This window comes from Desulfosarcina alkanivorans (genome assembly GCF_009688945.1).
Lineage (GTDB): Bacteria > Desulfobacterota > Desulfobacteria > Desulfobacterales > Desulfosarcinaceae > Desulfosarcina > Desulfosarcina alkanivorans.
Genome location: NZ_AP021874.1, coordinates 1,902,004 through 1,915,007 on the forward strand (window position 1 = coordinate 1,902,004; position 13,004 = coordinate 1,915,007).

Sequence of the window (13,004 nt, forward strand, 5' to 3'; positions counted from 1 at the left end):
GTCCCTCGGCCACCCGTCCCCTGGAATCCTGGAATCCTTGACCTCTAGCCGCTGCCCGGTCCGTATTCGGGCCGTCCGGCTTACCTGCCGCCCCACACAGAGGCACCATGGGTCTTGACCCGATCATACTGAAACAGGTTGAAGAAATTGTTCGCAACGCCCACGAAAAGGGGCGCGACATGCTCTTCGAAGACGAAGTATACAGCGTGCTGGCCCACCTTGGCATGCGTGTTCCCGCACACGTCGTGGTGCGCAAGGCCGGAGAGATCAGCGCCCGGCTGCTCTCCCGGCTGGGCAGCGGCAAGGTGGTCATGAAGGTGATGTCTCCGTCGGTCACCCACAAACAGAGCGAGGGCGGTGTGCGCATCGTGGTCAAGGACCCCGAGTTCGTGCGCTACACCTTCGACCGCATGATGGCCGCATTCGAAGAAAAAGGAATCCCGGTGGAGGGAATCCTGTTCGTGGAATACGTGGAGTACTCCCAGGACCTGGGCAACGAGGTGCTGCTGGGCTTCAGGGAAAGCGAGGCCTTCGGGCCGGTGATCTCCCTTTCCAAGGGGGGCACCGATGCCGAACATTTCGCCCGCTATTTTTCACCGCCCAACCTGATCATGGCGCCCATCGACCGCCAGTGGGCCCAGGCGCTGCTCGAATCCACCAGCATCCAGAAAAAATACGTCGCCCAGGGCAACACCGGCTACATCACCCACATCGTCAACGCCGGGGTGCGCCTCAGCGACCTGGCCGTGGTCTTTTCCACGTACTTCCGGGCCGGCACCGATTTCGTCATCACCGAATTCGAAATCAACCCCTGCGTTTTTACGCCCGACGGCAGCTTCATCGCCCTGGACGGTTTCGCCCGATTCCACAAACGGACCGGGTCGGTGCCGGACCTCGCCGTGGCACCCAAAGAGGCGGTGCGCCCTTTCTTCGAGCCCCGTGGCATCGCCGTCGTGGGCGTCTCCACGTCGGACAGCGGCAAGATGGGCAACATCATTGCCGCCAACCTGTTGCGCCTGGGCCGCACCGATGTGCACGCTGTCAATCCCAAAGGCGGCACCATCACCCTGGCGGGCGTAACCCTGCCGGTGGTCCGGTCGATGGCGGAGATCGACGGCGCCGTGGACCTGGCCATCATCACCGTGCCGGCCGCGGCCACCCTGCCGGTAGTGGAGACCTGCGCCGAGAAAGGGGTCAGGGCCGTGATCCTCATCCCCGGCGGCTTCAGCGAAATCAAGCGCAACCGCGACCTGGAGGCGCGCATCCTGGAACTGTCCCGGCAGGCCGGGTTCCGGGTGATCGGTCCCAACTGCCTGGGCATCGTCTATGCCGGCCATGGGGGTGACCCGGGCATCAACACCTTTTTCATCCCCGAAGAAAAGTTCAGCCTCAATCTGGAAAAAGAGAACAAGGTGGCCATTCTTTCCCAGAGCGGCGCCCTGGGCATCATCGAGATCGACAATCTCAAGAATGCCATCTCCCCCAAAGTGATCGTCAGCTACGGCAACCAGCTGGACATCGATCCGTGCGACCTGATCGCCTACTTCCAGAACGAGCCCCTGGTCAATGTCATCGGCTGCTACATCGAAGGTTTCAAACCCTGGGCCGGGCGCAAATTCTTCAACATCGTGGCCGAGAGCAGCAAGCCGGTGATCGTCTACAAGGCAGGCCGAACGCCGGCGGGGCGCAAAGCCACCGAATCCCACACGGCGTCCATCGCCGGTGAATATGCCGTGGCCCGGGCCGCCATGAAGCAGGCCGGAGCCATTGTGGCCGATACCATGATCGACCACGGGGATTTCATCAAAACCTTCGCCCTGCTCCACGATTTTGCGGTCCACGGCAACCGGGTGGCCATCATCGCCAACGCCGGCTATGAAAAAACCTACGCGGCCGACAACCTGGGCGACCTCCGGCTGGCCGACTTCGATGAAAAAACCATGGCGGCGTTAAAGGCCGTCATGCCTCCCATGGTAGAACCGGACCCCCTTCTGGACCTGACCCCCATGGCCGACGATGAAATCTTCGAACGCGCCGTGGAGACGGTGCTCCAATCCGCCTCCGTGGACGTCCTGGTCATCTCCATCGTCCCCCAGAGCACCCTGATCCACACGACGGACGAGGAAATCCGCAACAACCCGGACAACATCGCCGCCCGCATCATCCGCATGGTGCACCGCTACAAAAAGCCCACCCTGGTATCGGTGTGCGTGGCCTCCCGCGCCGATGCGGTCTACAACGAGCTGGGCCGCACCTTCGACGCGGGCGGCGTGCCCACCTACCTGACGGCCAATCGCGCCATGCTGTGCCTGAACGCCTTCGTGCGCTACCGGCTCATGCGCCAGACCTGCAGTCTGGGCGACTGGCTGCGATAGGCGGTGCCGGTGCCCGGAGGAATAAAAAAAGCGCTGACGGCCATCGGTGCCGCGGCCATCGTACTGGCGGTCTTTGGCCTGCTCGGGCGCCTGCTGGCCCCCACGAGCATCCGCGCACGCCTGGAGGCCAGCCGCAACTGCCGGCTGTGCGACCTGAGCGGTGCGGACCTGCGGGGCGCCGACCTGGCCGGTGCCGATCTCATCGGGGCCATACTGAAAGCCGCCGATCTGACCGGGGCCGTATTGAGGCAGGCGGACCTGACCAACGCGGACGTCAGGTACGCCATTTTCAAGGACGCCGACCTCAGGGGCGCCACGTGGGTCAACGGCCAGCCGTGCGGGCCGGATTCAATCGGCAGATGCCTGACGCCGGCAACCGCCGCCCTGATCGCTTCACGGCAGCTTCCCGGCGGCAACCTCAAAGCCGCCACCCTGGCCTCACTGGATCTGGGGGGGGCGTTTCTGAAGGGGGCGGACCTGGCACGGGCCGATCTTTCCCGGTCCCGCCTGGCCGGTGCCGACCTGACGCGCGCCAACCTGACCCGGGCGGTGGCCCGGTATGCGGATTTTGAAAAAAGCCTGATGCGGGAAGTGGATGGCACCGCAGCGGATCTCACCGGCAGCGACCTGTCCGCCGCTTACCTGAGAAACGCCCTCATGGTCAATGCCGTCCTGACGGATGCCGTCCTGGAAAAGGCGGATCTGCGCCAGGCGGTCCTTCACGGCGCCCGTCTCGGCGGTGCCCGCCTGGTCGGTGCGGACCTTTCCGGTGTCAGCCTGAAAATGGCCGACCTGGCCCGGGCGGATTTCTCCGGCGCCAACCTGGACGGCGTCAACCTGATCGGCGCCGCCATCGACGGGGCGGTCTTCACCGACGCCTACCTGGTGGGCGCCATCTGGGTCAATGGCAAACGGTGTGCGGCCGGGTCCATCGGCCGGTGTGTGCAGTAAACAAGCCCCTCGGATGGGCTGCCATATCTCGATGCGGTGGCCTTCCGGATCGAACAGATAAAACACCCTTGCGTTCCATGGATGCGGGCTGATCGCTGTCGGCCGAAGCCCGTTTTTTTCCGCATCGTTCCAGGCCGCCCGGACATCTTCCACCTCCAGCGAAAAGGTCATTCCCCTGCCGGCTGCGCTCTCGATGGAGGCGCGTCTTTCGTCGGCAACGCTCAGTCTTGAACTTGCGGTCAAGCTGAACTCCACGAACCAGTCCGTGGAGAAACGGACCGGCAGGTGCAGCCCCTCCCGGTAAAACCGGACCGTTTTCTCCCATTCCCTGCAATAAAGAACCATATTGGTGGTCAGGATTTCAAACATGGCCGTGCTCCCTGTTCCTGGATGTCGGCTGGCGGCTTCAAGGGCCGGTCCTGCAGAAAAGCCACGGTGGGCACACCCGGGCACCTGACCGGGGTGTTGTATCACGCCGCAGTCGCCCCGGGCGGGATCTCCGGCGCAAGGGATTCGAAACGCTCGAAGTAGCCGAGCAGGCGGCCGTGGGCGTCGCGCACCGCCACCATGGAGGCTTTTTCCTTTTGCGCGGTGATCTTCACGAAGACCTCATCTTCACCCTGCTGCAGCCGATGGTAGAGTCGTTTGAGCTGTGCGCAGGAGGCGGGTTGGTGGCAGGCAAAGATGGATTTGCCGATCAGATCGGCATGCCCGCGTTTTTCGTAGAACCACCTCCTGGCCTTTCGGTTCAGGAAACGGATGATATGATCGTTGTCAACGAAAACGATGCGGTGGTGGATGCTGTCGAGGATCGCTTGGTATACACTCAGGTCAGGCACGGCGGCTCCTTTGCTGTGGAAACGATGTGGCCCGGTGCCGTTGAAATGGTGGGCGGGGAACCGGGCCGCATCGATCGTTCACGGAAAACGATGCCTGGATATCACGAATTCGCCTGCGGGCAAACCCTTCACGCGCCTACTGACCGGCCATCATGGCCGCAATGTCCGCCTCGACGGTGCCGATGGGTTTGATGTCGAATGTTTCCACCAGCACCCTGGCCACGTTGGGGGAGAGGAAAGCCGGCAGCGTCGGCCCCAGCCGGATGCCCTTGACGCCCAGGAACAGCAACGCCAGCAGCACGGCGACGGCCTTCTGCTCATACCAGGCGATGTCGTAGGAGATCGGCAGGTCGTTGATGTCTTCCAGGCCGAACACCTCTTTCAGCTTCAGGGCGATGACGGCCAGGGAATAGGCGTCGTTGCACTGGCCGGCATCCAGGATGCGGGGAATGCCGCCGATGTCGCCCAGGTTCAGCTTGTTGTAGCGGTACTTGGCACAGCCGGCGGTGAGGATCACCGTGTCCTTGGGCAGGCGTTCGGCCACTTTTGTGTAGTAGCTGCGGCCCTTCTGGCGCCCGTCGCAGCCGGCCATGACCACGAAGCGCTTGATGGCGCCGGATTTGACCGCATCCACCACCTTGTCGGCCAGGGCCAGGACCTGGTTGTGGGCGAATCCGCCGAGGATGGTGCCGGTCTCGATCTCGGTGGGCGGCGGGCAGGTTTTGGCTTTTTCGACGAGGGCGGAAAAATCCTTGGCGCCCCCTTCGGTCCGGCCGGCGATGTGCACGGCGCCTTGAGCTTTTCTTCGTAGACGGCAATGCCCCTGAGCACGAAGATCAGCAGGTCCTGAAGGTTGGCGGTCTCCTCCGGTTTGCCGCAGACGCCTTTGACGGTGCAGCCGGTGTTTTTGGCGGTTTCCTGACATTGAAAACAAAACATGAGATTTCTCCTTTTGGGGTTATGAATCGGGTATTCGTATACGGGCCATGCCAATCCCAGGCCCGGTATCAGGTGAAACCATTTTCTTTGTGTTTCCGGGCAATCGCCGCCGCCAACGCATCCAGTGCGTTGAAGGCCTCCTCCGAGGGCACGCCTTTGCACAGGACGGGATCGATGACGTCCACCTTGAGGTTGGGAATCATCCCTGCGAGGGCTTCCACGGTCTTTCCGCCCCACCCATAGGAGCCGATGACAGAGAGAAATTTGGTGTTGGGCCGCAGGGCGTTGGCCAGAAAGGCGGCATAGGCCGCATAGGGATGCGGCCCCGCCAGGACGGTGGGCGTGCCGACAACGATGGTGGCCGCGTCGACCAGGGCCATGGCCAGCTTGCCGATATCGGTGACGGCCAGGTTGAACGGCTCGACCCGGACGCCTTTATCCACCAGGGCGCCGATCAGATGGTCGACCATCCGCTGGGTGCTCGCGTGCATGGATACGTGCGGCAGCACCACCGTGTTGCGAGGCGCCCCCAGTGTCCAGTCGCGATAGGCATCGACGATAAACGCCGGTCGTGGATACAGTTGTCCATGCCCGGGGGCGATCATCTCTATTTCGCAGGCGGCGAGCTTCTCCAGGTTCTTTTTGATCACGCTTCTGAAGGGCATCATGATCTCGGCGAAGTAGCGCTTGGCCGCCTCGAAGACGCGCCCCTCATCGGTAACGAAAAGATCGGCGCTGGCAATGTGGGACCCGAAGAAATCGCAGCTGAACAATATCTTGTCTTCTTCCAGATAGGTCACCATGGTCTCGGGCCAGTGAACCCAGGGCGTATGGATGAACGTCAGGGTTTTATCACCCAGGGAAAGTGTTTCCCCATCTTTAACGGAAATGAAGGCTTCCTCCGGTATGTTCAACAGGTCGATCAGCATGCCCCTGGCTTTGGGGGTGGTGATCAGCCGGGCGCCGGGGTATTTTTCGAGAACCTGCAACAGGGTTCCCGAATGGTCCTGCTCCGCATGATGGGAGACGATGTAATCGATCCTGGGGACACCCTCGAGCTGGGCCATGAATTCCCCGGCCATGGGGGGATCGACCGTGTCCAGTAAAACGGTCTTCTGGCTGCCTTCAATCAGATAGGCGTTATAGCTGGTTCCGTCAGGAAGGGGAATCAGCGAGTCGAACAGACGGCTGTCCCAGTCCACGGAACCCATCCAGTATATATGGTCCTTGATTTTTCGTGTTTTCATGGTGCACCTCCCTTTTTGGGTATTGAATGATGTCGGGCTGATTTATCAGACTGCTTCGCCGGACGATTCAGCGGCTGTTCCCCGCCGGCGCCGTGTAACCGTCAATAACCGTATCGATGCGCTGGCGCAATTGATCCAGGTCAAGGTGATATTCCCGGGCGACGTCCGCCAGGGTGTGAAAGGCCTCCGCCGGACAGCCCGGGCACGGCAGGCCCAGTTCCATGAACAATGGCAGCAGGCGTGGATGCCGGTCCAGAAGCGCCTTGACGGTAATGTCTCGTGATAAAGCGGGTATCATGGCTGGCAATTCTGAAATCCGTTCTTTGGCGCCTGATCCGGCCGGCGGTGGTTGTCCGCAAAAAACCGGTCGGCGTGTCAGTGTTGAGCTAAGGATAATACCGGACTTCCAATCCGTCTTTGCGCTATCGCAAACAAGATTGATTTTCTAAAAAAAAGGGACAGGAAGAAAGCTGGGGGAATGGCGTTTTCGCGTGAGGGTCAACCCGTTTCAGAGAATTGAACCAGAGCGTGAGGGTCAGTGACAACGATTTGTTCGCGACCGGACAGAATCCAGCCTTTTTTTTCCCAGGCGCTGAGCGTACGGCTGACGGTATATAAGGTCGTCCCGGAGTAGTCGGCGATATTTTGACGACTCAGGGGGAGATTGATCTGTATCCCCTCGGGGTGCTTCAACCCGGCCCGCCGCATGAGCCGGAGAAGGGAACGGGCAATGCGCTGATCCACATGTTCGGTGCACACCTCCAGGTAGCGATGCTGGACATCGTCGATCCGCTCCAGGATGATGCCCATCAGGTTTATGGCGATATCGGGATATCGGTGCATGGCTTGAATCATCGTCGGTTTATCCCAGCCGACAACGACCGTCTCCTCCACGGATTCGGCAGTGACCGGATAAGCCCATCGCTTGAGGACGGTAATGGCGGCGGTCAATTCGCCGGCTCCGATATATCGAAAAATGACTTCCCTGCCCTGCTCATTGAGCTTGGTCAGTTTCAGGCGGCCCCGATTCACTAAAAAACAACTTGCCGCCGGATCGCCCTGATGAAAAAGAACGCTTTTGGGTTTCAGTATAATCCGGCGGCCTTTCTCTACGAGCCCCGACAGCTGGTCGCGGGTCAGGCCTTTGAAAATATCCGATTTGGGCAGGCTGGTATCCATATGTATTCAATGCAGCTTCGGGTGCATCCCAAAAAGTTTACGGATCCGGATCCAAAATTATCGCACCCGTCATAAGGCCGGAGCCGGTGAGCAATCAGCGGCATGCAGGAATCGCTCACCAGCTCGTCAGCGCTTTTATTTCTTTCCGGCCAGCGACTTCACCCCCATCGTATTGATCAACTGGTTGATGTCGGTGGTTTTCAGGTTCATCCCGCCTTCCGAAACGGGCAGGAGCATGATCTTTTTCTCCTGCAGGGCCTCGGCGATGCGCAGCTTCACCAGGGCCTCGCCGCCGGAACCGGCCAGGGCGTTGTTCATCTCCTGGATGCCCTTGGCCTCGGCAATCCCCTCTGCCTTGATGGCCTCGGCCAGCAGTTTCTGCTTCTCGTAGTAGACATCGGCTTCGATCTTGGCCTTGCGGAAGACGCCGTCGGCATCGGCGATCAACTTGTTGACCTCACCCTTGGCCTCCTCCAGCTTGCGCTTGTATTCCTCAAGGGCGGCATGCTGGGCGGATTTGTTCTTCTGCACCTGCTGGTCGGCCACCTTCTTGTCTTCGATGGCCTTCTGGTATTCCTTGTTGAAGCGGTAGTCCTTGGTGAGAACTTTTTCCACCACGATCCCCATGGGGCCGAGCATCTTCTGGAGCACGTCCTTGGCACGCCGGGCCTGCCGTTCACGGCTGTCGGCCACGTAAAACTCTTCGGTGGTCAGTTCCCCGAAGATGTCACGCGGTTTGCTGCGGGCGATGGTTCGCACGATCTTGTCCCGCAGGGTGCGGTTGTTACGGGCCACGTTCTGGAGGATAAAGGGCGCCTTCTCCGCGTCGATGCGGTAGGCGATGATCACATCCAGGCTGATGTCGTTGCCGTCGATGGTTTTAAAAAGCAGATCGTCCCGGTTGCGGCGGTCCCCGCGGGCATGCTCAAAAACCATCTCCAGATTCTGCAGTTTGGTGTCGAAGGTGTGCCAGTCGTTGATAAAAGGCAAAAAAATGTAGGTGGAGCCGGCCGGGTAGGCCTTGTCCTCCACGCCTTTGCCGGTGAGGGCGAATTTCCGGGTGCGCACCCCCACCTCGGTTTCACCGGTGGTGTAAAAGACGCATCCCGTGGTGGTAAACAGCCAGCAGACGGCCAGGCCAATCAATGTCATGCGCTTCATCGGGCACCTCCTTTGCGCACGTCAAAAAGCCTGAGTGCGTTGTCCAGATCCAGCGGATTGACGCCGGCACCCCCGTCGCTGGGCAACACGATCAGGTCCAGCCCCTTGTAGACGTCAGCCATTTTCAACCCCACCATTCGCTCTGAGCCCATGCCCTTGAGGGCGTCGTTTTTCAGGCGCACCTTTTCCGCCTCGGCCAGCCTGACCAACAGGTCCGCCTCGGCCTTCTTGGTTCGCACATACAGGTCTTTCTCGGCGATCTTGCGGGTCACGTAGGCCCGCCCCTGCTCCATTTCCACATCCACGACCACGCGCCCTTCCTGGACGATCTTCTTCAACTCGGCCTCCTCGGTGGCGGCCCGGGCCGCAGCCCGGTTGGTGAAGACCAGCTGGTCCTGGAGCTTCTTTTCCTCGATATTCTTCTGGATCTCCGTGCTGTAGCGGAAGTAGCGCACCAGCACCTGCTCCACCCGGATGCCTTTGGGGTTCAACTCCGTATTGAGCAGGTCCCGGGCTTCCTGGGCCTTTTTGACGCGCATGAAGCTGTTGTAAAAATCCTCGGTGGTCAGTTTGCCCAGCGTCTCCTTCAAGGCCGGCTCGGCCTTGGGTATGATGCCGTTGTCTTCGAACAGGCTGCCGGGCCCGATCTTGGTGAAGACCAGGTAGGGGTCCTCAATGCGGTATAGAATGGAGACATCCACGTCCACGAAAAATCCGTCGGACGTCTGGATATGGGCCACCCGGTCCTTGCGGGCCAGGTCGGCAGCCGTCCGCGGGTAGTCGGTCAATTCCAGCACCTGAACATCGCGCGGCAGCCGATACATCTGCTGCATGCCGGGAACCACCAGGTTGAGGCCGGCGGTATGCACCTCCTTCTGGACCCCGCGGTTCATTCCCAGTCGCACCACCTTGATGCCGAACTCGTTGGGTTCGATGTAGACGAACAGCAGGTTGTAGGCAAACACCACGATGGCCGCGGCAATCACCAGGTACTTGAATTTGCCGCCGCCGGGGATCCTGATTTTAGGGATGGCAATTCGCTTCTTTTTGACCATGTTGAACAGTTCCGCCCCTTGCGAGGTCTGTTCTGCCATAAGCATCCTCCTCCTCATCGTTATTGCAAAATTAGCGTTAACCCTTCATTTACGTTGACGATGCCGGCATATGCCCCATGGGGACACGGCCGGGCTGCGGGTTGAAAAATCCGACCATCCACAACACCATGGCGAACAGTGCCGGCACCACCACCAGTGAAAAAATCATACCGATGCCGGTAAATGCCATCAGTGCATAGGTCAGGTAGAGGGCAGCCGCCGCGCCGGGCCAGGAGATCCGGGCAGTGTGAAGATCGGGAGGCAGCAGCCGGAAAAAAAGAAAAAAATGAATCAGCATGGCTCCCGCCGTGGCCATGGCAGCCCCTTCGATACCGGCCAGAGGGATCAGGTTGACGTTGAGAATCAGGTTGGCAGTGGCAACCACCAGGGTCATCCGCTTCAATCGGGCGGCCTGCTGCCGCGCCTCGAAAACCGGCTCCAGGGCCGTCACCGCAGAAAAAAAGATCAGCCCCGGCAACACCAGGGCAAATACGGTAAAGGACGCCCCCACCCATTGCTGCAGGCCGAACACCAGGGCCATCACCCGGGGAAAATTCAACAGGACAAGGATGGCCGCCACGCCGTGGAAAAAAAACAGGCCCCGGGCGGCTGAGCCGATGACCATCCCCAGCCGGTGGTCAAGCCGCGCGGCAACCCGCTGGTTGGCCAGCCGGCGGAAAACGGGACGCAGGCTCCCAGGGACGACCAGAAAGAGGCGGGCCAGAATCAGGGCCCGGGCATATATCCCCAACTCCATGGGACTGGCAAACCAGCCCAGGATCAACATGTCCAGGTAAAAAACCACATCCAGCAGATTGTCGGTAAACAGGAAGGTCCGGCCCTTGTCCATCACCTGTGACATGTGCTTCCGGCCGGCGAGTATGGCGGAAACGGCGGGCAGCCTGACCGTCTTTCGCCCCGCCCCCGCCATCACGATCTGGCTGATGAGAAAGGCGGCGGCCAGCAGGGGGACGGGGACATCGGCCATGCACAGCACCAGGGTGGCCGCCAGAAAAACAATCCGCTGGCGGATTCTCAGACCGGCAGCCGCAGCGTAACGCCCCGTTGCGTTGAGCATGGCCGACCGCAGGGTGTTGATGTTCTGAAAAAAAATGGTGGGGCCCAGCAGCAGGTACAGGACAGGGTCATCCCCCTGCCGCCCCGGACCGGCAATCGAAAAAGCAGCGCCCGCACAAAGGATCATGGCGCCAGCCCCCAGGGCCAGCAGGGCCGCCAGGGCATCGGCGCAGGTGTCATCGGCGGATTCGGGAGACCGGGCGATACGGTTCTCGACGAACAGGGGAATGCCGTAGCAGGCAAGGTAGCCGGCAACCGCCAGCAGGGAGAAGAACCAGGCAAAAACACCGAGGCCGGCCGGACCGTAATAGCGGTCCACCACGATCATGGCCAACAGGCCGGTGGCGATGCCCGCCAGCCGGTCCGCCACCAGGGGAACGGAATTCAGGTTGAACGGATCGTCGCCACCGGTTTTGCGGGAGCGGATTCTATCCAGCCACCCGAGAACCTGTTCACGTTGACGCGAAACCCAATTGAACAGGGCCGTCACGTCCGGGCGCACAGGCGCCCCCCCGCCGGATGTCCCGGGCGGCGGGTCGGGAAAATCGGCGCCCTCCCCCTCCCGGGCGGTGCCGCCTTCCCGGAGGGACCTATGGTTCGGGGGATCAGACATCCGAGAACTGCTTTTCCAGCATGATGTTGAGAATGGTCCGATCGGTTTCGATCATGCCCTGGGTCGTCAGGGTGCCGATGTTTTTCATGGTGTCTTCGGGCGACCGTCCGATAATCCCGTCGGTGAAGCTGACGTTGACGCCCTGGAGTGAAAAAAGTGCCGCCTGGACGGCGGTTCCGGCGGCAGTGGCCAGTTTCAGGGCGCATCCGCCCTTGGCCCCGTCGCAGATGACGCCGGCCAGGTCTTCGGCAAGGTTCTTGATGGCCCCGGCAATGTGATGTTTCGTGCCCCCCATGAGGTAGGTCACCCCGGCCGCGGCGCCGGCGCCGGCGGCCACGCTGCAGCCGCAGATGGCCGACAGGCGCCCGGTGTAAGCCTTCACATAGGCGGTAATGATGTGGCTCAGCCCAATGGCCTGAACGACGGTGAGATGGTTCACGGCAAGAAATTCTTCGATGGCGACAATAGGTAAAATGGCCGTCAGTCCGTGATTGCCCGAACCGGCACTGCTCATGGCCGGCAGCTTGACGCCGGACATGCGCGCATCGGCAGCCGATGACGCCAGAATCCGCGCGGCGGTGATCATGTCCCGCTTGATCAATCCCTGGCGCACCAGGCGCTCCAGGGTGCGCCCCACCCCCAGGCCGCTGCCGTGCTTGAGGCCATAATCCGCCAACCGCATGTTGACTTCGATACCGGATTCCAGAAAGGCCAGGTCGTCGTCATCCAGGTCGTCGAGCAGTTCCAGGAGCTGGTCCAGGGAGCGTTTCTTGAGCCAGGCTTCCAGGTCCGCCAGCCGGCTTTTGCCGTCACTGCTTTCCGAAATGGGCAGCAGGTCGCTGTCGGTAATCGCCTCTCCGTCCAGGGTCAGGGACACGATGTTGTCATGAAGGCCGGTGATGACGGATTCGGCCACCTGCCCGCAGCCCCTGACAACGGTCCGGATAAGCAGGCCGACCTGGTCCCTGAGCAGGTTCACCTTCACCCGTCCCGCGTCGACGATCTGCCGTGCAGCCGAAACGGCAGCCTCATCCACCGTATCCAGCACCTCCAGCCGCAGGCCCGCATCGCCGCCGAATGCCCCCAGCGCCGATGCCATGTCCAGGCCGCTGAGCCCGCCGGTACCGGGAATCGACACGGCCAGTCCGTTTTTATAGATGTTCGGATCCACCCAGATTTCGATATCATCGATCTGCTTTTCGGACAGCAGCGACACGGCCGCAGCCGCTCCCAGTGCGATGGCCACAGGTTCGGTACAGCCCAGCGCCGGAGCCACCTGGATCCTTAAAATATCCTTGACAGTATAGGGCATATCCCCTCCTTGATCGCCGGTTCCCATTCATTGACGGCCAATTTGCCGGATTCCGGGCGGACCCGGTTGGACGGGCCAGGATGCTGCACCAGGCTCAGGTCTGAATGCCTGACCGGCTCGATGTATCCATCCGCTTTCAATTCTCACCATCGGCGTACGAAAATAATTTTTCATCTTTTTCAGGTAGATACCGGACAGGGACACCATATTGTTTTTT

10 protein-coding genes and 3 pseudogenes are annotated in these 13,004 nt (G+C 60.9%); 2 read left to right on the forward strand and 11 right to left on the reverse strand.

Translation table 11 applies throughout. From position 1 onward, the window contains the following. The first annotated feature begins 107 nt into the window (after positions 1-107). The gene (locus DSCA_RS08390; RefSeq protein WP_155316002.1) at positions 108-2,375 is read left to right on the forward strand and encodes an acetate--CoA ligase family protein; all 2,268 of its coding nucleotides are present in this window, start codon (positions 108-110) and stop codon (positions 2,373-2,375) included. Positions 2,376-2,384: 9 nt separating this feature from the next. Beyond that, entirely contained in the window at positions 2,385-3,326 is a 942-nt protein-coding gene (locus DSCA_RS08395; RefSeq protein WP_167527670.1) for a pentapeptide repeat-containing protein, read from the forward strand. Positions 3,327-3,353: 27 nt separating this feature from the next. Here DSCA_RS08395 and DSCA_RS08400 read toward each other — a convergent pair. The 11 genes and pseudogenes from DSCA_RS08400 to DSCA_RS08450 all read right to left on the reverse strand — a co-directional run. Continuing rightward, a pseudogene (locus DSCA_RS08400) lies at positions 3,354-3,695 on the reverse strand (VOC family protein); the annotation flags it as partial. A 101-nt stretch (positions 3,696-3,796) separates the two neighbouring features. Then, positions 3,797-4,165 carry a PAS domain-containing protein gene (locus DSCA_RS08405; protein ID WP_155316004.1) on the reverse strand — a complete coding sequence of 123 codons (369 nt, stop codon included), beginning with the start codon at positions 4,163-4,165 and terminating at the stop codon, positions 3,797-3,799. A gap of 136 nt (positions 4,166-4,301) precedes the next feature. Further along, positions 4,302-4,958, reverse strand: a pseudogene (hcp, locus tag DSCA_RS08410) (hydroxylamine reductase); the annotation flags it as partial. Positions 4,959-5,017: 59 nt separating this feature from the next. Next, positions 5,018-5,104 (reverse strand): annotated as a pseudogene (locus DSCA_RS33155) (hypothetical protein); the annotation flags it as partial. Positions 5,105-5,172: 68 nt separating this feature from the next. Beyond that, positions 5,173-6,351, reverse strand: coding sequence for an FprA family A-type flavoprotein (locus DSCA_RS08420; RefSeq protein ID WP_155316005.1), 1,179 nt, complete (start codon positions 6,349-6,351; stop codon positions 5,173-5,175). Between the two features lie 67 nt (positions 6,352-6,418). Further along, positions 6,419-6,649, reverse strand: a complete 231-nt coding sequence (locus tag DSCA_RS08425) for a DUF1858 domain-containing protein (RefSeq protein ID WP_155316006.1) — start codon at positions 6,647-6,649, stop codon at positions 6,419-6,421. Positions 6,650-6,849: 200 nt separating this feature from the next. Further along, positions 6,850-7,530: a Crp/Fnr family transcriptional regulator gene (locus tag DSCA_RS08430; RefSeq protein ID WP_155316007.1), complete on the reverse strand. Its 681-nt coding sequence runs from the start codon at positions 7,528-7,530 to the stop codon at positions 6,850-6,852. 135 nt (positions 7,531-7,665) lie between these two features. After that, positions 7,666-8,691 (reverse strand): SPFH domain-containing protein, encoded by a 1,026-nt coding sequence (locus DSCA_RS08435; protein ID WP_155316008.1) that lies wholly within the window; start codon positions 8,689-8,691, stop codon positions 7,666-7,668. After that, positions 8,688-9,785 (reverse strand): SPFH domain-containing protein, encoded by a 1,098-nt coding sequence (locus DSCA_RS08440; RefSeq protein ID WP_155316009.1) that lies wholly within the window; start codon positions 9,783-9,785, stop codon positions 8,688-8,690. Before DSCA_RS08440 ends, DSCA_RS08435 begins: the two co-directional genes overlap by 4 nt. Before the next feature lie 49 nt (positions 9,786-9,834). Beyond that, complete coding sequence (locus tag DSCA_RS08445) at positions 9,835-11,475, reverse strand: lipopolysaccharide biosynthesis protein (protein WP_155316010.1); 1,641 nt, start codon at positions 11,473-11,475, stop codon at positions 9,835-9,837. Beyond that, positions 11,468-12,787 (reverse strand): L-cysteine desulfidase family protein, encoded by a 1,320-nt coding sequence (locus DSCA_RS08450; RefSeq protein WP_155316011.1) that lies wholly within the window; start codon positions 12,785-12,787, stop codon positions 11,468-11,470. The genes DSCA_RS08445 and DSCA_RS08450 overlap by 8 nt, the downstream gene beginning before the upstream one ends. Positions 12,788-13,004 lie beyond the last annotated feature (217 nt).

Bases quoted from the DNA above. Each gene is read 5' to 3' on its own strand.
- DSCA_RS08430 (WP_155316007.1), bottom strand. From the start codon at position 7,530: ATGGATACCAGCCTGCCCAAATCGGATATTTTCAAAGGCCTGACCCGC.
- DSCA_RS08450 (WP_155316011.1), bottom strand. From the start codon at position 12,787: ATGCCCTATACTGTCAAGGATATTTTAAGGATCCAGGTGGCTCCGGCG.
- DSCA_RS08435 (WP_155316008.1), bottom strand. From the start codon at position 8,691: ATGAAGCGCATGACATTGATTGGCCTGGCCGTCTGCTGGCTGTTTACC.
- DSCA_RS08440 (WP_155316009.1), bottom strand. From the start codon at position 9,785: ATGGCAGAACAGACCTCGCAAGGGGCGGAACTGTTCAACATGGTCAAA.
- DSCA_RS08420 (WP_155316005.1), bottom strand. From the start codon at position 6,351: ATGAAAACACGAAAAATCAAGGACCATATATACTGGATGGGTTCCGTG.
- DSCA_RS08390 (WP_155316002.1), top strand. From the start codon at position 108: ATGGGTCTTGACCCGATCATACTGAAACAGGTTGAAGAAATTGTTCGC.
- DSCA_RS08425 (WP_155316006.1), bottom strand. From the start codon at position 6,649: ATGATACCCGCTTTATCACGAGACATTACCGTCAAGGCGCTTCTGGAC.
- DSCA_RS08445 (WP_155316010.1), bottom strand. From the start codon at position 11,475: ATGTCTGATCCCCCGAACCATAGGTCCCTCCGGGAAGGCGGCACCGCC.